Genomic DNA, 19,970 nt, shown 5'->3' on the forward strand with positions numbered 1-19,970 from the left:
CCTATGGGAACACGATATAAACATTATTACGCAAAATATTTTGGCATAGCAAAAAAAATTTGCAGTAATTGCTTGTTAAAGAATCATAAAATGTATATTTCTACTGACAAACATCTTGGCACATTTATTGCATTAAAAAAATACAAGATATAAAACATCTCTATGTTACTAATGGTAATAACCAAGGCATAGAAAACCTGTTTTGATTTATCTGTAATATTCGGAAGGCTTGGGTCAAAAAATCATTGAATAGGAGGGCAATTAGTATGTGGGTCATTACGGTGTATTCAGAATCGAGTATTCAAATGTTTGAGTTTGATAATAAAGAGGAAGCCACAACCACCTACAAGAGTATAGAAGGATGTAAATTCTTAAGCGAAGTGATCTACTATAATGATTTTGATTTGGTTAAATAAGAATTTTCTTTTTATAAAGGCAAATACAGTATTTTAAAGGAAGTTTAAGTTATTTTTATATTTTTGTAAAAAAATATTTTACTTTTCTTAAAATAGTAATTATTATAATAATGAAAATAGTTTCAAATTTCTAAATCGCTGAAACCATTAGGCACGGGGGAACCATATGGATTTAAAAATCCAAGGGGTGAATCCTTTTTAAGGTAGGGCTACTCAGGAGGCCCGAATCCGACAGCTAACCTCGTAAGCGTTTATGAGAAGGAAGGTGGAACTTGTGACAGTATTATTTAATGTCTACAAGTCTATTTCTCATGACTTGTAGACATTTTTTTGTTTATTTAATAGGGGGGAAGGACTTGCAAAAAGTCATTGCAATCATTTGTTTGTAACCGTTTTCTAGTAAAAATGAGGGGGACTGTAATAAATGTTACCAGAACGTGTAATGGAGAAATACGAGCATTCAGTAAGTCAACAAAATGAACAATCATTAAAACGCGAGTTAAAATCTAGACACTTAACGATGATTTCAATTGGAGGTGCAATTGGTACTGGACTGTTCCTGAGCAGCGGGGCAGCCATCAGTACAGCCGGCCCTGGGGGTGCTTTGCTCGCCTATGCAATAGTGGGCGCAATGGTCTTTTTTATCATGACTAGTTTAGGAGAAATGGCTGCTTTTATGCCCGTGAGCGGTTCCTTTAGTACGTATGGTACTAAATTTGTGGATCCTGCATTTGGTTTTGCGATTGGATGGACATACTGGTTTAGCTGGGCGATGACGATTGCAGCGGAGTTAGCAGCATCGACGATGATCATGAAATTTTGGTTTCCTGATAGTCCTTCTTTAGTATGGAGTGGTTCGTTTTTAGCTCTTATCTTTCTATTAAACTATTTATCTGTAAAAGGTTATGGAGAAGGGGAATATTGGCTATCATTAATAAAAGTATCAGCAATTGTTATCTTTATAGTTGTTGGCTTACTGATGATTTTCGGCATTATGGGGGGAGAAGCAGTAGGGTTTAAAAACTTTACAGTGGAAAAGGCTCCTTTTTCAGGCGGTATTTTAAGTGTATTTATTGTTTTTATTGCAGCAGGTTTTTCTTTTCAAGGTACGGAAATCGTAGGGGTTACCGCAGGAGAAAGTGAGGATCCGGCGAAAAATGTACCAAAGGCGATTAAAAATGTTTTCTGGAGAATCCTTATTTTTTATATTTTGGCGATTGGCGTAATCGGACTTCTTATTCCTTATACGAATCCAAATTTACAAAATGATAATGTAATGGTAAGTCCATTTACCCTTATATTTGAAAAGGCAGGGATTGCCTTTGCTGCATCCCTTATGAATGCAGTTATTTTAACGGCGGTATTATCAGCTGGTAATTCTAGTTTATATGCTTCAACACGCATGCTGTATTCGATGGCCAAAGCGGGACAAGCACCGCAGATTTTTGGAAAACTAAACAATCGTGGTGTTCCGGTTGCTGGTATGATTTTAACATGTGCTATAGGTGCGCTTGCCTTTTTGGCTTCCTTTTTTGGTGATGGTACTGTCTACATTTGGTTAATGAATGCCATCAGTATTACTGGATTTATCTTTTGGCTGGGTATTTCCATCAGTCATTATCGATTCCGTAAAGCCCTTAACGCTCAAGGACATTCATTGGACAAGTTACCTTATAAGGCGAAATGGTTTCCGATTGGTCCAATCTTCGCGATTGCCTGTGGCATTATCGTCATATTAGCTCAAAATTTCCAAGCATTTCTTGCTGACCAAATCGATTGGGGCGGTGTGGTAGCAGCTTACTTGGGTATTCCGTTTTTCCTAAGTCTATATTTTGGATATAAACTCATAAAGAAAACAAAAGTGGTTAAACTCGAGGAAGTAGAGTTTGACTTTGACAAAAAATATAACTAATTAAGAAATTACAGGCTCTTAGGAATAACCCTAAGAGCCTGTTTATTTCTAAGGAACCTTTAAAAAACTGTTTGCTGTAGCTGTTGACGAAGTTTCCGTGCAGCTGTGACCATATTTTTTAAGGAAGCAATCGTTTCATCTTCATGACGTGTTTTTAACCCACAATCTGGATTCACCCAAAACTGTTCCTTCGAAATAATCTCTAAGCTGTCTTTTAAGATGGTGTCGATTTCTTCAACACTTGGGACACGAGGGCTGTGTATATCATAGACACCTAGCCCAATACCAAGTTCATATGGATTTTGTTTTAGTGATTGAATTAGTTCCCCATGACTTCGAGACGTTTCGATCGAAATGACGTCCGCGTCAAGGGCACGAATCGGCTCTATAAAGTTATTAAACTCGCAATAGCACATATGCGTATGAATTTGTGTTTCATTTCTGACACTTGAAGTGGCGAGTTTAAATGCATTTACTGCCCATGACAAATATTCCTTCCAATCCTCTTTCCTAAGTGGCAAGCCTTCACGTAAAGCTGGTTCGTCCACCTGAATAATGGCAATGCCAGCATCTTCTAATGCTTGAATTTCTTCCTTTAACGCTAAGGCAATTTGGTTGGCTACTTGTTCACGAGAAAGATCATCACGGACAAAAGACCAATTTAAGATGGTGACAGGGCCTGTTAACATTCCTTTCACATACTTAGACGTTAGCTCCTGTGCCTCCGCTACTTCCTTCACAGTCATTGGTGATGTCCACTCGACGTCCCCATATATAATCGGCGGTTTCACACAACGTGACCCATAGGAAACCACCCAGGCTTTTTCTGTAAAAGCAAATCCTTTTAGCTTTTCACCAAAGTACTCCACCATATCGGTTCGTTCAAATTCACCGTGTACTAAGACATCAAGGCCAATTTCTTCCTGGATTTGAATCCAGCGTGCGGTTTCACTTTTCAAAAACTCAGAATATTCAGTATCTGTTATTTCATTTCTGCGCCATGCTGTGCGAGTTCTTTTTACTTGTTCTGATTGAGGGAAGCTTCCAATTGTGGTTGTTGGAAATTCCGGTAATTGCAAAGCCTCTTGCTGTAATGGTTGGCGTTCTTTAAAGGGCATTGGACGTGTAAAATGCTCTTCTCTAACTTGTAATAAAAGCTCCTTCACACGTGGATTTTTCCTTGCCTCATGCTGCTCTAAAGCTTGAACTGCCACTATACTTTGTGACACATTTTTACTTCCTGACCATTTCTCTTCTGAAACGAAGGATGTTATATGCGTTAACTCGATGATTTTCTCATTGGCAAAGGATAATGCATTAAGTAATGTTGGATCCAGAGTTTTTTCAGATTTAGTTGTGACAGGTACGTGCTGTAAACTGCAAGAAGATTGAACCCACGCTTCTTGTACACCGCTTAAGGATAAAATAGCTTTTGTCATCATTCCTTTTTCAGCTAAACTTGCACGCCAAATATCACGCCCATTTATGATACCAATCCCTAATACTTTATCTTGTGGGAAACCGTATTTACGAAGTGAAGCCATATTCTGTTCAGAACCATGAATAAAATCTAGCCCAACTCCAGCAACAGGTAATTGTATGAGCTCTTCATACGCCGATAGTCCTTCAAAATAGGTTTGTAACATCAGTCTTGCTGCAGGTACTTCTTCAGCCAATTGTTTATAAATTTGTTGAACTAGTTTGATATCTTCAGGTGCCAGCGAAAGGACTAATGCTGGTTCTTCCACTTGAATCCAGTCTGCTCCGGCATTTACAAGTTGTTGCAGTACCTGAACATAAAGAGGCAAGAGTCTTAAAATAAATGATGCTTTAGATATCGAATCGTAGCCTTTAGATAATTGAACAAATGTATAGGGACCTATAATAGTCGGCTTTGTAATTAGACCTAGTTCGAACTTCGCTTCTAAAAAATAATCTAAAATATAGTTTTGAGTTAATTTTAGCGGCTTGCCTTCATACTCCGGAACTATGTAGTGGTAGTTTGTATTAAACCATTTTGTCATTTCAGAAGCCACAACATCATTTGCTCCACGCGCCATTGCGTAATAAGTTGTAAGATTTACCTTTTCATCAGTCCATTTATAACGGTCTGGAATTAAACCGAACATTGCCGATAGGTCCAGCATACGGTCATAAAAAGTAAAATCTCCAACCGTAAGTAAGTCTAATCCTAATGATTGCTGATGCTTCAAATGATTTAAGCGAATATTCTTCATCTCAAAGATAAACGCTTCCTCTGATTTTTCACCTTTCCAAAAAGATTCAACACAACGTTTCCACTCTCGATTACCGCCAATATAGGGGTAACCAATGGCTGTACTAGCTAATTTCATAGACAATTCCTCCTTTTCATTTTACATATTTCCAAATACAAAAAGCCATCTCCGTGAAACGGAAATGGCTATACAATCAAGTTAACGGTATGTTTAAATGGATGAATAAACAATACTACTCATAACTCGTTTGTCGTACAAATGAATGTCACCACCTATTTCCACGTAGGTATCTGGTGTGTACTAGACATTGGCAGGTCTCCTGGCTTATCATCAATGCTCCTCACACCTTCCCGTCCAAAGACAGTGGTATTGCGTGATTCACTCCGAATTACAGTTGCGGGACAGCGACGGAATTACACCGTTCTTCCCTTTTAAGCCAAGCTTCAGCTTGGCACCAATTCTTACACGATATGTAATTGCCAATTAATATAACATATAAAAAATCATTCGTACATAATTTTCTGAGAATTATTTTTGTTATTGTCAAAGTAAATATAGTATATTATAGTTGTCCATATACAATATTTAGTGTCATTTGCTTGAAAAGATACTAAATATAGATAATGACCAATTTAAATGGTGTCTATAAAGACTTAATAGGGAATCTGGTGTAAGTCCAGAACTGTACCCGCAACTGTAAGTGCTGACGAAATGATCATATCCACTGTCTAAGGACGGGAAGGGATTAGAGTAGGGTGAAGCACAAGTCAGGAGACCTGCCATTTCAATTACGTATTATCTTCTTCGGGAGCTGGGAAGATATAACGAGGGTATCCTGTTATACAGTCAATGAGCTGTACTATAGATTATTCCACGTTATCAAACCCATCTTCCTTGATGGGTTTTTTGTCGTATCACTCACGAAGTCATTACGAAAAGAAATGAGGAACTTTGTATGGCAGTAAACAGTATTTATTCAGAAAAGGAATCCGTTTTGACGGCAATAAAGAAAGCTTCCGAAAAATATAATCTAGACACAAACGAACTAGTTGAAAAGGTTACTAATCTTGAAGACTCATCCATATATGAACAATCCCTTTTTTATGCATTAAATCAAATTTCTATGACTGACCCAAACTGGACCTTTCTGGCAGCCAATCTTTATTTACAGGAACTTTATCGGAATGCTTCAACCAGCAGGGGATATCAGCCGGAAAAAAAATACGGTGATTTTTACACGCTGATTGCTGAATTAACCAAAATAGGAATCTATTCTGAGGATCTATTACAGGGCTATTCAAAAGAAGAGATTCAACTACTAGGTTCTGAAATAATATCAGAACGGGACCATTTGTTTAATTATATAGGGTTGTTTTTACTAGCAGATCGTTATTTGGCAAAAGATTACGACGGGAAACTGTACGAGCTGCCTCAAGAACGGTTTATGATCATTGCTATGACCTTGATGAAAAAAGAACAAAAAGAAAACAGGTTAAACCTTGTTAAAGAAGCATACTGGGCACTTAGTAACTTATATATGACCGTTGCCACACCAACTCTATCAAATGCTGGAAAAAGTTTTGGGCAGCTCTCTTCGTGTTTCATCGATACGGTAGACGATTCTTTAGATGGAATTTATTTAAACAATTGGGACGTCGCTAGATTAAGCAAGGATGGCGGCGGTCTAGGTATTTATCTAGGCAAGGTACGTGCCTTAGGTTCAGATATAAAAAGATTCAAAGGGAATTCCTCCGGAGTGGTACCATGGATTCGTCTTATTAATGATACTGCTGTGAGTGTCGACCAATTGGGCCAAAGGCAGGGAGCAATCGCCGTTTATTTAGATGTATTCCATAAAGATATTATGAATGGTTTTTTAGATTTAAAGACAAATAACGGTGACGAAAGACGAAAGGCTCATGATATTTTTACAGGTGTTTGTGTACCTGACTTTTTTATGAGGAAATTAGAAGAGGTAGATGCAAACGGTCGAAGTGTTGGAGAGTGGCATACCTTTTGTCCTCACCAAGTAAAACAAATGATGGGGTGGAAGGACCAAGACGGAAATCCCCTTGGCTTGGAAGATTTTTATGATGAGAGCGATGCAAAGTTTTTTACTGAAAAGTATGAAGAAGCCGTAAACCATCCTTTACTTCCGCGAAAAACCTACCGAGCAATGGATATTATGGCAAGGATCATGATTTCACAATTAGAAACAGGTACTCCATATATGTTTTATCGGGATGAAGTAAATCGTCAAAATCCAAACAAACATGTAAGAGAAAGGGGACATGCTTCGATTTTTTGCAGTAATTTGTGTACTGAGATTACGCAGAATATGTCTGCCACTACGATTGTGAAAGAATATAAAGATGAAGATGGAAATATTGTCATTGTCCGAAAACCTGGGGACTTTGTTGTCTGCAATTTATCATCTATTAATCTGCCGAAAGCGGTAAAAGGGAATGTACTAGAAAGATTGATTCCTATTCAAATGAGAATGCTGGACAATGTGATTGATCTTAACACCATCTCAGTTGGACAAGCAGAAGTGACAAATAAGCAATATCGGCCAGTAGGATTAGGTACGTTTGGCTGGCATCACCTTCTTGCATTAGAAGGCATCTATTGGGAATCTAATGAAGCAGTTGAATATGCAGATCGACTATATGAGGATATTGCTTACATTACGATTCGTTCATCGGTGGAATTAGCTAAGGAAAAAGGCTGCTATCCAAAATTTGAAGGTTCCGAATGGCATTCTGGCAAGTATTTTGAACGGAAAGAGTATAAATCAGTTCGATGGAACCAATTAATGGAGGATATTTCGAGGTACGGGGTTCGAAACGGCTGGATGATGGCGATTGCACCAAACTCATCGACGGCAAAGATTGGCGGTTCCACCGATGGGATTGATCCTTTATATGCGGTCGAGTACGCAGAGGAAAAGAAAAATTTCAAATTTAAGGTAACGGCGCCTGACTTGGATCATAACAGTTACAATTTTTATCGACGAACCAGGCATGTGTTGGATCAGACATGGAGTATAAGGCAAAACGCCGCCAGGCAGCGCCATATCGACCAATCGATTAGTTTCAATCTTTATGTTTGTCATGATATTAAAGCAATAGAGTTATTAAATCTTCATAGAGAAGCATGGAGGCAGGGCTTAAAAACGACTTATTACATAAGAAGCACTTCTCAAGCTGAGATAGAAGAATGTGAAGCATGTCAAAGTTAGTAGAGAAGAATTGAGGAGGTTTATTTGATGATTGATACACCGTTAACAAAAATACATTTACTAAATCCTGACTTTCCAAACAAATCCACTGGTATTATTAATGGAAAGTCATCCGGGATTCTAAACTGGAATGATATTGCCTATCCTAAAATGTACGACTTATATCAGACTCTATTATCAAATTTTTGGAAACCGCAGGAAATTAATATGCAGGATGATATAAAACAATGGGATCTTCTTAGTGATCATGAAAAAGATGTGTTTCTGCGTATAAATACACAGCTTGCTTCACTTGATAGCTTGCAGACCCCAACCATGAGTCAAGTCATGGATTATGTGAGTGACTCCAGTTTTAAAGCGATATTTGCTGTAATTTCACAACAAGAAGCCGTTCATAATGAATCCTATTCTTATATACTAAGCTCGCTTGTACCCATTGGCGAACAAAATGATCGATTTAATCAAGCAAAAAGTGATCACATTGTAAGAAAACGAAATCAACTTATCTTAGATGCCTATGAGGAATTTAGGCAGAAGCCAACGCCACAATCCTTATTTAAGTTATGTGTAAACTCAATTAACCTAGAAGGTATTTATTTTTACGCCGGTTTTGCTTTTTTCTATCATCTGGCACGTCAGCAAAAAATGCTGAAAACAAGTACGATGATCAGCTATATTCAACGTGACGAAATGCAGCATGCGTATTTTATTGCTCAATTTATTCGAATCCTATTAACTGAAAATCCTGAGCTTCATACAGATGTAAATATTAACTACATCTACCAAACGATTAACGAAGCGGTTGAGCTAGAAAAAGAGTGGGCTCACTATATTTTAGCCGAAATTAAAGGAATCGATTTAGAGGAATTTGAAGGGTATGTAGAATATTTAGCCAATAAACGATTAAGACAGCTTGGCTTAAAAAATTTATATGAAGAAAGAAGCAATCCAATGCCGTGGATACAAATATTTGGAGATGAAATGATGAATGAGACCAAATCTGATTTCTTTGAACAAAAGTCTAGAACTTATTCAAAGGTCTCACAATCCAATGGATTTGACGAACTCTAAATTATCAGTAGCCATTGTTTACACGTCGGTATCAGGAAATACCGAAGAATTGGCCGAAATGATTTATCAAATCTTTTTAACTTGGTCAGTCGATGCAGCTATTTATAGAATAGAAGAGTTTTCTTTATCGGACCTACTTCACTATGATGTAGTAGCGATTGGAACGTATACTTGGGGAAATGGTGACATCCCAAAGGAAATGAGGCCGCTGTATAATGCGGTTGAATTCACTAGCAGAAAGGACATGACTACTGCTGTATTTGGAACAGGCGACAGCTTTTACCCGATGTTTTGCGGTGCAGTTGATCAATTTCGCGACATGCTGTACGTTCACACAAACTTAGCTGCGACCTTGAAGGTAGAGCTTCGACCGCAACGTCAGGATTTACAGCGTTGTGAAAAGTTTGTTGAATCGTTGCTATTTCGTGCTGGGATGCATGGTTATGCGAGAGTAAATCCGGTTATGCGAAAGTAAATCTGGTTATGCGAAAGTAAATCTGGCTATGCGCTAGTAAATCTAGTTTAGCATAAGAACATCCGCAGACCCAATGTTCATAGGACGTCCTATAGGAGAATAAATATCAACTTAGTGTGGGTATTTTTTATCCTAGGAGGAATAGACATGAGTGAAGCGGTTGAAAGGTCAGCCAGATTTGAACATCGGTTTTGGCTTCAAATATTAGGTGATCATTCTAGGTTTATTTTTGAAGCACTTGCTCCCATTCAAACAATGGAGATTGAGCAGGCATCAAATTTTATTAACATATTTGATACACTCTTAGAACGAGCAAAATCTGCACCACTGACACAACTAACAGCTAAAGTAGAACCAGAGGTGCTTAGACTACGGGAATTCAAATTAGAATTAATAAGAAAACACCTTGTTGGAAAAATCAAAATTCATCTTTCACCTACTTTTATCAATCATATGGTAAATGAGTTGGAGGAATATTTAAGGATATTAAGTCATTTAAAAGAGGGGGAAATTCCTCCCGTTTACCATGAACTCCACCATCACCTTCTATGGTTATTGGATGCAGCCGGACATTCAGATGCTATCTATACCAATTTAGATGGTGTTGAAAAGCCATTAAGAAAGAAAAGTAAGGAATTTAAGAAGGAGTTTGAGGGGTTTTATCTAAAAGCTGTAGAGCTGGCAGGTTACTTAAGAACAAATTTAACTGAATTTCCAGCTTTAACAAAAATGACGAAGGATGCTCAATTAGAAATTAAATTGTTTCAAAATTTTTTAATGGAGATTGAAGAGTTAGAACTTACTAACCAAGCATTGGGAACATTTGCACCGTTAATGGCTGATCATATGTACCGGGAAGAATGTTATTATTTAATGAAATTATCAGAATCGGCAAACGTTGAACCGCCAAATTGTGATCCTGCTAAACCTCGACTTAAGGAATAAATTTTTTTAGAATTCATTGACGGTTTTAGTCCAAAGAGCATAAAAGGTTGATGAAGGACAAATCAGGTGAATGCCCAGAGAGTTTTGTCCTTCATAAGGTTGATGAAGGACAAATCAGGTGAATGCCCAGAGAGTTTTGTCCTTCATAAGGTTGATGAAGGACAAATCAGGTGAATGCCTAGAGAGATTCGTCCTTCATAAGGTTAATGAAGGACAAATCAGGTGAATGCCCAGAGAGATTTGTCCTTCATAAGGTTGATGAAGGACAAATCAGGTGAATGCCTAGAGAGATTCGTCCTTCATAAGGTTAATGAAGGACAAATCAGGTGAATGCCCAGAGAGTTTTGTTCTTCATAAGGTCGATGAAGGACAAATCCGGGAAGACCCTAGTGAGATTCGTCCTTCATAATAAAATCATCGACATTAGCCATTAACAAAGCGAAAGAATAAAAAAGTGTTCAGGGGCGATTCCCTGAACACTTTTTGCGTCATGAACCCTACTGTTTTTGTTTAATAAAGCTTAGAAAAGGGGAAACACTATTCATCATTAAAACTATAGGGGGATAAAATAATGCTTTGGAAAGGAAGACGGCAAAGTTCAAACATTGAAGACCGAAGAGGTATGGGGATGGGAGGAAAAACCGTTCTAGGAGGAGGGATTGGCAGTATTGTTGTAATTCTTCTGTTTGCACTGCTCGGAGGGAATCCCGGGGATTTGTTGAATACGACTCCATCGACATATAATTCCAATTCCAACACTCCTATGAATGTATCTTCACAAGAAGAGGAATTGGCGGATTTTGTTTCTGTCGTCCTTGCTGATACAGAAGATGTATGGTCAGCTGAATTTGAGAAAAGAGGCATGGTATACGAAAATCCAAAGCTGGTGTTGTTTAGGGATAGCGTGCAGTCGGCTTGTGGAGCGGCTAATTCAGCTGTAGGACCTTTCTATTGTCCGGGTGACCACAAACTTTATATCGATTTAAGTTTTTATCAGGAACTTAAACAAAGATTCCAAGCACCTGGTGATTTTGCAATGGCGTACGTCATTGCCCATGAGGTAGGGCACCATGTTCAGACTCTTTTACATAGTGGACAGGATGTCCCAGCAGCCAAAAAGCGGACCAATGAATATTCCGTTCGATTTGAATTGCAGGCAGACTACTTGGCGGGTGTTTGGGCTCACTATGCTGAAGGGAAGGGCTACCTTGAAAAAGGTGATCTGGAAGAGGCACTTAATGCAGCGCATGCTGTCGGCGATGATACCATCCAGAAGAAAGCACAAGGCTATGTTGTACCTGATAGCTTTACACATGGAACCTCTGAGCAGCGGAAGCGATGGTTTAATAAAGGCTTCAAGAACGGTACCTTAGAGGGCGGAGATACATTTAACGCAGCAAATCTTTAAAGGACTGTTTGGGACAGGCTCTATCAGGGTCTGTCCTTGCTTAATTGTCTAAAGAAAAAACTTCTGTAATAAGCAGAGATTTCTCAGAAAAAATGCAATACATATCTGTAATCATATTATGAATGCGTGTGCTTCGAATAACTAAGCCTTCATATCCCTGTTTGACAAGGCTTTCACGAAATTTTGTATTGGCTTCTTCTTTATTTAAAAGTATGGCATTATTTTTCCAGGTAATGTTTCTTTTTTTTGAGCCTAAATAATCACAATATAAGTCACGATCCCTCATAAACAGGTCAAATGATTCCTCCGTGGCAGATTCGTAAATTTTTAAATTTGGTTCATCTATATACACTTTATAGATAAAGCCGCTAACGGGTCTTTGATATTGAACGATTTTTGGCTCTCCATTTTCCCAAAACTCACTCTTAGATTTTTCGATAACCGTCTCCGAACCAGTTGCAAAAGGTTTTGCTGAATGGATATCCGAAGTAAACCAAAATCCGATCGTATTGATATCATTACTTAAATTTTGAACGACGGTGTCTTTATTAAAACTTTGAAAATTACTGATAGATCCATGGTAAACAATCATTTCCATAACCTCCACTATTAACTTGCCCAGAATATCAGAAAAACCCACTAAGTTTTATAACTAGTGGGTTTAAAGTCTTACTATATAAAGTTTGCAAAAATATATAAAATAACAATACTAACTAATATCGTTATATTGGACATTGTAGCAATGAAACGGGTGCTGTTGGTGCTGTATTTAAATTCAACTGCAAAAGTTAGAGCAGAAGCGGCAACCGGAAGCAACAGTCCAATGAGAATGGTATACCGAAACATCATATCGAAAGGAAGGATAAAGTATAAAACTAATCCAACAATAAGACCTAAACCATATCGGAAAGTTAAGAATTTTACCATAGGCTTAATAAATTGTTTATCGAATTTAAAATTTAAAAAGAGTCCTAATAACAATAAGGATAACGGCATATTTGCTCCAGAAATTTTATCTGCAACATTAATGATCAAGTCTGGTAATTGGATATGGGTAAGATTCAAAATACTTGCAATAAGATAGGTCATTAATGGAATAGACTTCCCCAGTTTTTTTAGAATTTCCATTGGGTTCAGCCGCAGACCTTCTTCTGAAAAATAACTACCTAAAATAAAACATATTCCAAAGACAACAAAGGATGCTCCTACGTCAAACATACTAAAATAGGTTAAGCCATCGATCCCCCAGATGGCATAAACTAAAGGAAATGCAAATAAGCCTACATTAAACCCGGAAGATAACATGAGAAGAGAGCCCTTTAATTCTCTATCCTCATTTTTAAACACTAATAAGCCTAGTAAGGCTGTTATAATTCCATAAACGAGTACAATCACAGGTAACACGATTAATGAGGTTTCTACCTTTACGGAATCGAATGTTACAAGAACTAAGGCAGGAAGGGTAATTTTAAAAATAATTTTTGAAATCACTTCTCCATCTTTTTCTTGCAAAATATTTAATCGTTTTAGTAGATAACCAAATGCAATGATGATAATAATATAAAGAAATTCCTGATTCATTTTAAAAGCTCCTCTATGAATGTCTTAGGTGGATTTTTTATTTGTTTATTGACTGAACAATACTCTCTTATTAAACCACAAATTCACTTATTACGTAATAAAAACATCGGCAAGGTTATTTTCCTTGCCGATGTTTTTATCGTTATACGTTCTAAATAAAAATACTCGCCGCTGAGTAAAGCAATAACATGCTCATAATGAGTCGGAAGGGTTTGTCATATTTAGCGAAGAACTTTTTGAAAATCGAGCCGAATCCGGACCATAAAAGCAGTGCCATCCATCCTAAAAAAATTGTTACGATCAAGTAAAAACCTATTAATTTATAGGATTGATAAAACGGTAATATAAAGGCACTCAATACGGTTAAAAAGAACAAAATGCTTTTAACATTTATGAGCTGAAAGAAAAATCCAGACAGGAAAGAAGATTTCACGTTACTAGAGTCATCCTCAGAACTTTTTTGCAAACCCACCTTCCATGCCAAGTAGAGTAGATATACGGCACCTGCTATTTTGAAATAAGGCTCTGCAAAAGGGAGCCAATTGTATAGACGAGTTGTAAAAACTCCGCTTATAAATCCCAAAACCGCAAACCCAGCCAAAATTCCGCTATTGAATTTCCATGACCCTGCAAAACCAAACCTCCGTGCTTCATTCATCATTAAGATGTTACTTGGACCCGGTGTAATGGATGTAATAATGACATACGATAGAAAAGCAATTATACTCATAAACCCACCTTCATTTACTAATTTACTATTGAACAGCCTTTATTGTATGATGATTGTAACTATAAATAAAATTGAAATTATTATTTTTATTATCATTGTTTTCGATAATACCTTCAACAAAGGGAGAAACTAGATGGAAATTAGACATTTACTTACATTTATGACGATCGTAGAAATCGGCAGTTATACAGGGGCTGCGTCGAAGTTAGGGTATACGCAGTCCACGATTACGTCTCATATACAGGCGCTCGAACAAGAAATTGGCGGAGAGCTGTTTACGTATATAAAAAGGAAATTACAGCTTACCTATATAGGCAGGGAACTTATACCTTTAGCCGAAGACTTACTTGCCACTCATGAACAGATAAAGAACATGAAAAGCACCCAGGAGATTAAGGGAGTACTAAAAGTGGCTGCACCAGAGTCATTGACGATATCTAGAATAGGTCCAATTATTAGGGAATACTCCTTAAAATATCCTCAGGTCAAACTAATACTTAGTAACGGTACTTGCGGGCAAAACCAAATTGATTTAATCAGTGGCAGGGTAGATGTTGCCTTCATGGTCTATCCAGAACTCAAACAAGAAAAATGCGTCCATTATTCACTATTTGAGGAGAAAATAGTCCTCGTAAGTAGTACGCATGGTCCAGAGCATTTTGATCAATATAAAGTAAATAACGCTAATTATTTTTTTATCACGAATGAAGAAGGATGCAGTTATAGGACCATGTTTGAAAAATACCTCTTAAGACATGATATATACAACTTTCAAACCATGGAGTTATGGAGTATAGAGGCTATCAAAAAGATTGTTATGAGTGGAATTGGATTTGCGGTATTACCTTACATTACGGTCAAAGAAGAAGTAGAAAGTGGAAAGCTAAAACTCTTACGACACAATGAAAAATTCGAACCTATTTACTCCCATATGCTGGTCAAAAAGAAAAAGTGGTTATCCCCGGCCGTAGAAGCATTTATTGAACTTGTTTTAAAAACGACTGCTGAATCTAATAAAGATACTGTTTGTTCATAATATAATTAATAATTCTTCGTATATTTCCTTTACACACAATAGATAATATAACTGATTTACTAAAGGAGATGACAGAATGAAAACTAAGGATGATTTTAAAACAGGAGCAAAAGTTACAGCGGATAATCAAGTTTATGGAACACCTAATAGTAAAAGCAAAAATGGCACTGGTGATTCACCAAATGATAATGGTGGTAAGACTAAAAAAGGACTTGATCGTTAAGGAAGCAGCCAATTAATATTGGCTGTTTTTTTTCACAAAATTAGGTGAGGATTGAATGGTTAATAAAAATCTAAGCGAACAAGAGTGGGTTTACAATTACCTTCAGAAATGTAAAAAACCCATACCTCTAGTTTTAGGTTCGAGAGGTACTTGGAGGATTAATCGAAATAAGGCGATTATTTTAGTGGCATTTACCCTCCCAGATATAGCAGTTATGAGAGATTTGCACAATGTTAGAAAAAATCCTATACGAGAAATGAAATATAAAGATATCGTGTATTACGCAGTAAATATGGTAGATAAAAAACAAGTTGAGTACGTGATTGATTATTGGAAAGAATAAGAAACATGTTAAATGAAAAACAAGTTCCAGGAGATGAAAGGTATGTCTACATTTTGTGCTGAACTATGGCCTGAGGATCCGACCCCAGCAGACTTTGAGAATTGCCGTGAATGCGGTCTTTATCAGCACGGATCGCGTATGGTATGGGGAGAAGGAAATCCGGACGCGCCGATCATGGTTATCCTGGATAATCCTGGAGCCAGGGAAGATCGTGAAGGGAATTCAGTTGTTTGCGGTACAAGACAAACACTACAGCAAGCTGCAGGTGAAGCAGGCTTGAAAAAAGACGACTTGTACGTAACTTATATCCTTAAAAGAAGACCAGTACGTGCTTATAACAAGGATGAGGTTCGACAAACCTTTATGATTCATTTGGAACAACAAATTCTACAAAAAAAGCCCAAACTGATTCTATGTTTAGGGAATGTGGCAGTACATTCCTTTTTTCGAAACTCAGAAGGTGATGTAAAAACTTTACGGGGAACTTGGCACAATGTTCAAGGTTATCAAACCACTGTTGCGTACCATCCATTGGCTGTGAGACGCCGTCCCAACTTATGGGCATATTTTTTACGTGATTGGGAGTTTGTTGCAGAGGGCTATCATACATTAACGGATTAGTGGTATTAGTAAAAAATGGGGCACCCTTCGTTCGAACAAAGGATGCCCACATATTAAAAATTTACATTTCGATTTAATCGGGTCTATGAAACAAGCTTATTTGTGCGTTCTGCTTGTTTAGTAGAATTTGTTCTGAATCTAGCAATCATAAATATTACGGCTACTGAGGCTAAGGTAAATGAAACGATTAGAAGAGCCGTCATTCTTACGGAGGAATGATCATCTGAATGTCCTTCCATCGATTTTTTACTTTCACCTATTTTGTTAACTGCAGTAATTTTATAAGCATACGTGACGCCACTCTTCAGTTTAGCGCTATTATCCATATAGTGTGGATCTGATAGATCTGTAGCAATTGCTTTGTAGTCGCTGCTTAAACCAAGGATATTAATCTCTTTCCGAAAGACCGTATAGGATTCTGCTCCAAATGTTGGATTCCAACTGAGTGAAACAGAATGATTATTTTTCCTGTCCGCCAACACCCAGTCTGGCTTGCTTGGAACTTTCGTTAATTCAGTATGAAAGGAATAAATTCCAATCTGTTTTTCGGTTTCTCCTGATAATGAGGAAACTTTCCAAAAATATCGGGTATCTTTATCTAGGTTCTTTATATCTACAGTGGGTTTAGAGACGGTTTGATCAACAACAATATTTTTTAACCTTGGATCTGTCGCCACCTCTACATGATAACTGTCTGCCCCGGAAACAGCCTCCCAATTTAATGTGACCTTGGAAGGGTTCACTCCAGTTGCTCCACTTTCAGGAGAGACAGTAAGCGCTGAAGCTGGCACTACTTTGATCATACGTGAAGCATGGATGGATAGCTCAGTAGTGAACCCCTTTGTCTTACTTCCTAAATCTTGATGACTCCACAAATCACGCACGATTGCAGATTCCTCAATTCCCAAATCTGCCCATTTAACACTAACATCATGTGTAGACGAGCCTAAATTAAATAGAGCTACATTAAAGGAACCGTCCGGAAGGCTTTGGTAAAATACCTGAGCGTCGTCCTTTTTATATAGACGCTTCCCAGCAACACCACTTTGATTGACACCTAGAATCTCATCATTTGTTAATAAACTGACCCCGAAATCATCCAGCTTTGTTAGGTCATTTCCAATCACAAACTGAGATGCGGCAATGGCCCATAGAGAAACATAAGAAATTTTCTCGTCATTTGTTAAACCATCCTTGGTGCCATTTGCCACATTCAGTGAATCTAAATCATTCCAGCCGCCAGGACCTGCATGAGGCTGCCACTCAGCGACATCATCAAATCTCCTCGTCACCTTTTTCCATGATGCATGGTAGGGTGTCCCGTAAGCCTCTACATCATGGTCTGTACGCCAGCCATTGGATAATTGTTTCCAGGTAGAAATATGTTTAATATCGAGGTTATTCGACAATTCCACATATATGGGTCTGCCTGTTTTCTCGAGTGCCTTTGCCCATGCTTCAACATCGGCTATATCCTGATTTCGAACACCATCAATTTTAAGGTAATCGATGCCATACGATGCAAAAAGTTTTGCCCATGAATCAATAAACTCCTGTGCACCTGGCTTTGAAAAATCGATGGCATACATTTTCTCAAAGTTAAAATTCTTCTTTTCCCCTTTACTAAAGTCCACAATATCCTTTGCATGGTACGGTGTTCCTTCAATTGGTGTGTTTTGATCTACCGCTGCTTTTGGAATACCAAGCGTAACGTAAAAACCAAACTTCAATCCCTTGCTGTGGATATAGTCTCCAAGGGCCTTCATCCCATTGGGGAATTTCTTAGGATCAACCGCCCACCTGCCATATTCATCAACGGTAGTCCGCCAATCGAGCATATAATAATCATCAAGATTCACATATTGATAGCCGTGCGACTTAAATCTTGCTGCCAAAACATCTGCTGCTGCTTTAATCTTATCCTCAGTCGGTTTTTTTCGAATCGAACTCCAGCTGCTCCATCCCATAAAAGGACGTTCTGCCAGTTCATTATAGGAAGAAGCGCTTGCTTCGATTGGAGCGAAAGTAGAAACGGAAAAAATACCGGACAGTATAAATGAGCAGGAGACAAAAGTTGCCATTATTTTCTTAAGCATAAAATCCTCCTCAAAAAGATGTATATAAGTACTATATTAATATAGAAAACTCAATATTTTAATGAACAATATGTTCCAACAATTTCTCAGGTTGAACCAGGAGGTTAAGGGTAACGAATAGCACTTGTAACTGAATATAAAAAAGCAATGTTTTGTATGTGGATACAAAACATTGCTTTGGTTGGGGATCTTTATACAAATGATTGATATGGTTATGAATAAAAAAACTTGTTCATTATAGTAAGGATACTAGTTGAATGATATTAAAAGGACTTGTGGGTGAACGTTGTGCTTTCAGCAGGATTTCTAATTTTTATATTTATAAGTACAATCTCTCTAATTGTTCTTATAGACATTATACAAGGTCATGATGTGTACGAAGCCTGGCTTAGTATCAGTAAATTATTAAGAGTAGCAAAGGGAGAAGATTATTTTCTAATTTTGATTTGTTTCATCATTTTGGGTCTGTTAATTCTAGATAAAATCCGAAGAAAAAAATAACTTCTTAAAAGTTTTAATTCATCCCATTTTTTATTTTCCCCTTGATTAAAACAGTGAGCAGTAATAAAAGGGGGATGATAATTTGTAATGGAATATGAAGCAAGTACGGTACGACTTTTAGTCCTTCATCTAAGTGATTTTGGTAACTAGGTGCTATTATTATGGAAGATATTAATATCAATCCTCCTACCAAATAGTTGGAGAGTGCACTTGATTTTATTTTAAACAAAGTGCTAATTCCAATGACTGCACAAAAGAAAAACATGGTTATTTTAATGAACCCTAAGAACACAACTAAAATGATGACAAAAGAATCTAACCGTTGAATAAATCCTGCAATATCTATAAAGCTGGCTGCTTTAAGTGTGGGAAAAGATGATCTTGATAAGACGTCAGTTCCTAGTACACAAATTAATAAAAGAATATTTAAGGTAAAATAAATTCCTGCAAATAGTACTGCCATCATCCCAGTCTTCAATATTTTTGTTTGTTTATTTATATAGGGGAAGATCATTGAGAGTGTAATTAATTCCCCATAAGGAACGGTTACATTTAACGGGAGCGCTTTAATAATTGGTTTCCATCCATCTGCAAGGATTGGTTTTAGATTTTCGAGATGGATAAGATCGGTTATGATAAACATAATATTAATCATTAATAAAGTAAAACCAATCAATAAAAAGCAAATACATGCTCCCCTTGCAAATACTTCAAACCCGAAATTTACCGTGTAGATTAAGGTAAACATCATACAAATACCAACAACCGTAATAGAAGTTCTGTAATAAGCAGAATTAATGAGTATTTCTTCAATATCTCGTAAAACTCTTGACGCTATATAAATAAAATAAATAATATAAAAATAACTAAAGATACTTCCTAGGAACTTACCCCAAATTTTCCTTATATATTCTGTAAGGGGAAGAGTAGGATATCTCTTATGAAGATGATAGTATATCGTGAGTAAAATTAATCCAGAAAAAGGTGAGATAAGGGTAAGAATCCAAGCATCTTGTTTGGCTCCGCTGCCAATATCTAAAAAAATGGTGGTCCCAAACAAAAAAAGGACGATTAAGCAGAAAAGTTGAAATCCATCAATTTTCACATTAGCCATATCTGTATACCTCTTTACTA

At 37.2% G+C, this 19,970-nt stretch carries 18 protein-coding genes and 3 riboswitches; of the genes, 12 read left to right on the forward strand and 6 right to left on the reverse strand.

All coding sequences use genetic code 11. From position 1 onward, the window contains the following. Nucleotides 1-266: 266 nt before the first annotated feature. Both QNH29_RS11510 and QNH29_RS11515 read left to right on the forward strand, forming a co-directional pair. Nucleotides 267-416 (forward strand): hypothetical protein, encoded by a 150-nt coding sequence (locus QNH29_RS11510; protein WP_283864903.1) that lies wholly within the window; start codon nucleotides 267-269, stop codon nucleotides 414-416. 126 nt (nucleotides 417-542) lie between these two features. After that, a riboswitch (cyclic di-AMP (ydaO/yuaA leader) is annotated at nucleotides 543-681 on the forward strand. A gap of 177 nt (nucleotides 682-858) precedes the next feature. Further along, nucleotides 859-2,328: an amino acid permease gene (locus tag QNH29_RS11515; RefSeq protein WP_283865608.1), complete on the forward strand. Its 1,470-nt coding sequence runs from the start codon at nucleotides 859-861 to the stop codon at nucleotides 2,326-2,328. A 59-nt stretch (nucleotides 2,329-2,387) separates the two neighbouring features. Here the strand turns inward: QNH29_RS11515 and metE are convergent, their stop codons facing one another. After that, the gene (metE, locus tag QNH29_RS11520) at nucleotides 2,388-4,682 is read right to left on the reverse strand and encodes a 5-methyltetrahydropteroyltriglutamate--homocysteine S-methyltransferase (RefSeq protein WP_283864904.1); all 2,295 of its coding nucleotides are present in this window, start codon (nucleotides 4,680-4,682) and stop codon (nucleotides 2,388-2,390) included. Nucleotides 4,683-4,857: 175 nt separating this feature from the next. Further along, a riboswitch (cobalamin riboswitch) is annotated at nucleotides 4,858-5,039 on the reverse strand. 146 nt (nucleotides 5,040-5,185) lie between these two features. After that, nucleotides 5,186-5,363, forward strand: a riboswitch (cobalamin riboswitch). Between the two features lie 130 nt (nucleotides 5,364-5,493). On the opposite strand from metE, the gene QNH29_RS11525 reads away from it, so the two are divergent. From QNH29_RS11525 to ypfJ, 5 genes are all read left to right on the forward strand, one after another. Then, nucleotides 5,494-7,806, forward strand: a complete 2,313-nt coding sequence (locus QNH29_RS11525; RefSeq protein ID WP_283865609.1) for a ribonucleoside-diphosphate reductase subunit alpha — start codon at nucleotides 5,494-5,496, stop codon at nucleotides 7,804-7,806. Between the two features lie 27 nt (nucleotides 7,807-7,833). Then, complete coding sequence (locus QNH29_RS11530; RefSeq protein ID WP_283864905.1) at nucleotides 7,834-8,877, forward strand: ribonucleotide-diphosphate reductase subunit beta; 1,044 nt, start codon at nucleotides 7,834-7,836, stop codon at nucleotides 8,875-8,877. Next, nucleotides 8,858-9,352 (forward strand): flavodoxin domain-containing protein, encoded by a 495-nt coding sequence (locus QNH29_RS11535; RefSeq protein ID WP_283864906.1) that lies wholly within the window; start codon nucleotides 8,858-8,860, stop codon nucleotides 9,350-9,352. The genes QNH29_RS11530 and QNH29_RS11535 overlap by 20 nt, the downstream gene beginning before the upstream one ends. Nucleotides 9,353-9,499: 147 nt before the next feature. Continuing rightward, nucleotides 9,500-10,297: a DUF2935 domain-containing protein gene (locus QNH29_RS11540; RefSeq protein ID WP_283864907.1), complete on the forward strand. Its 798-nt coding sequence runs from the start codon at nucleotides 9,500-9,502 to the stop codon at nucleotides 10,295-10,297. 571 nt (nucleotides 10,298-10,868) lie between these two features. Next, nucleotides 10,869-11,705: a KPN_02809 family neutral zinc metallopeptidase gene (gene ypfJ, locus QNH29_RS11545; RefSeq protein ID WP_283864908.1), complete on the forward strand. Its 837-nt coding sequence runs from the start codon at nucleotides 10,869-10,871 to the stop codon at nucleotides 11,703-11,705. Between the two features lie 40 nt (nucleotides 11,706-11,745). Here the strand turns inward: ypfJ and QNH29_RS11550 are convergent, their stop codons facing one another. From QNH29_RS11550 to QNH29_RS11560, 3 genes are all read right to left on the reverse strand, one after another. Next, complete coding sequence (locus QNH29_RS11550; protein ID WP_283864909.1) at nucleotides 11,746-12,303, reverse strand: hypothetical protein; 558 nt, start codon at nucleotides 12,301-12,303, stop codon at nucleotides 11,746-11,748. A 74-nt stretch (nucleotides 12,304-12,377) separates the two neighbouring features. Beyond that, nucleotides 12,378-13,286, reverse strand: coding sequence for an AEC family transporter (locus tag QNH29_RS11555; protein ID WP_283864910.1), 909 nt, complete (start codon nucleotides 13,284-13,286; stop codon nucleotides 12,378-12,380). A gap of 151 nt (nucleotides 13,287-13,437) precedes the next feature. Continuing rightward, the gene (locus QNH29_RS11560; RefSeq protein ID WP_283864911.1) at nucleotides 13,438-14,016 is read right to left on the reverse strand and encodes a LysE family translocator; all 579 of its coding nucleotides are present in this window, start codon (nucleotides 14,014-14,016) and stop codon (nucleotides 13,438-13,440) included. Between the two features lie 133 nt (nucleotides 14,017-14,149). On the opposite strand from QNH29_RS11560, the gene QNH29_RS11565 reads away from it, so the two are divergent. The 4 genes from QNH29_RS11565 to QNH29_RS11580 all read left to right on the forward strand — a co-directional run bounded on the left by QNH29_RS11565 (nucleotide 14,150) and on the right by QNH29_RS11580 (nucleotide 16,239). After that, complete coding sequence (locus tag QNH29_RS11565; RefSeq protein WP_283864912.1) at nucleotides 14,150-15,052, forward strand: LysR family transcriptional regulator; 903 nt, start codon at nucleotides 14,150-14,152, stop codon at nucleotides 15,050-15,052. 76 nt (nucleotides 15,053-15,128) lie between these two features. Further along, on the forward strand, nucleotides 15,129-15,275 hold the full coding sequence (locus tag QNH29_RS11570; RefSeq protein ID WP_283864913.1) for a hypothetical protein: 147 nt from the start codon (nucleotides 15,129-15,131) through the stop codon (nucleotides 15,273-15,275). A 55-nt stretch (nucleotides 15,276-15,330) separates the two neighbouring features. Next, entirely contained in the window at nucleotides 15,331-15,618 is a 288-nt protein-coding gene (locus QNH29_RS11575) for a hypothetical protein (protein ID WP_283864914.1), read from the forward strand. Between the two features lie 42 nt (nucleotides 15,619-15,660). Then, nucleotides 15,661-16,239, forward strand: coding sequence for a uracil-DNA glycosylase (locus QNH29_RS11580; protein WP_283864915.1), 579 nt, complete (start codon nucleotides 15,661-15,663; stop codon nucleotides 16,237-16,239). Between the two features lie 83 nt (nucleotides 16,240-16,322). On the opposite strand, the gene QNH29_RS11585 is transcribed toward QNH29_RS11580, so the two are convergent. Then, on the reverse strand, nucleotides 16,323-18,335 hold the full coding sequence (locus tag QNH29_RS11585) for an alpha-galactosidase (protein ID WP_283864916.1): 2,013 nt from the start codon (nucleotides 18,333-18,335) through the stop codon (nucleotides 16,323-16,325). A 288-nt stretch (nucleotides 18,336-18,623) separates the two neighbouring features. On the opposite strand from QNH29_RS11585, the gene QNH29_RS30410 reads away from it, so the two are divergent. Then, nucleotides 18,624-18,836, forward strand: a complete 213-nt coding sequence (locus QNH29_RS30410; RefSeq protein ID WP_481858826.1) for a YczF family membrane protein — start codon at nucleotides 18,624-18,626, stop codon at nucleotides 18,834-18,836. A 13-nt stretch (nucleotides 18,837-18,849) separates the two neighbouring features. On the opposite strand, the gene QNH29_RS11590 is transcribed toward QNH29_RS30410, so the two are convergent. Beyond that, on the reverse strand, nucleotides 18,850-19,950 hold the full coding sequence (locus tag QNH29_RS11590; protein ID WP_283864917.1) for a GerAB/ArcD/ProY family transporter: 1,101 nt from the start codon (nucleotides 19,948-19,950) through the stop codon (nucleotides 18,850-18,852). Between the last annotated feature and the right edge of the window lie 20 nt (nucleotides 19,951-19,970).

Origin of the sequence: Neobacillus sp. DY30 (genome assembly GCF_030123065.1) — a bacterium.
In the GTDB taxonomy this organism is placed as follows: Bacteria; Bacillota; Bacilli; order Bacillales; family Cytobacillaceae; genus Neobacillus.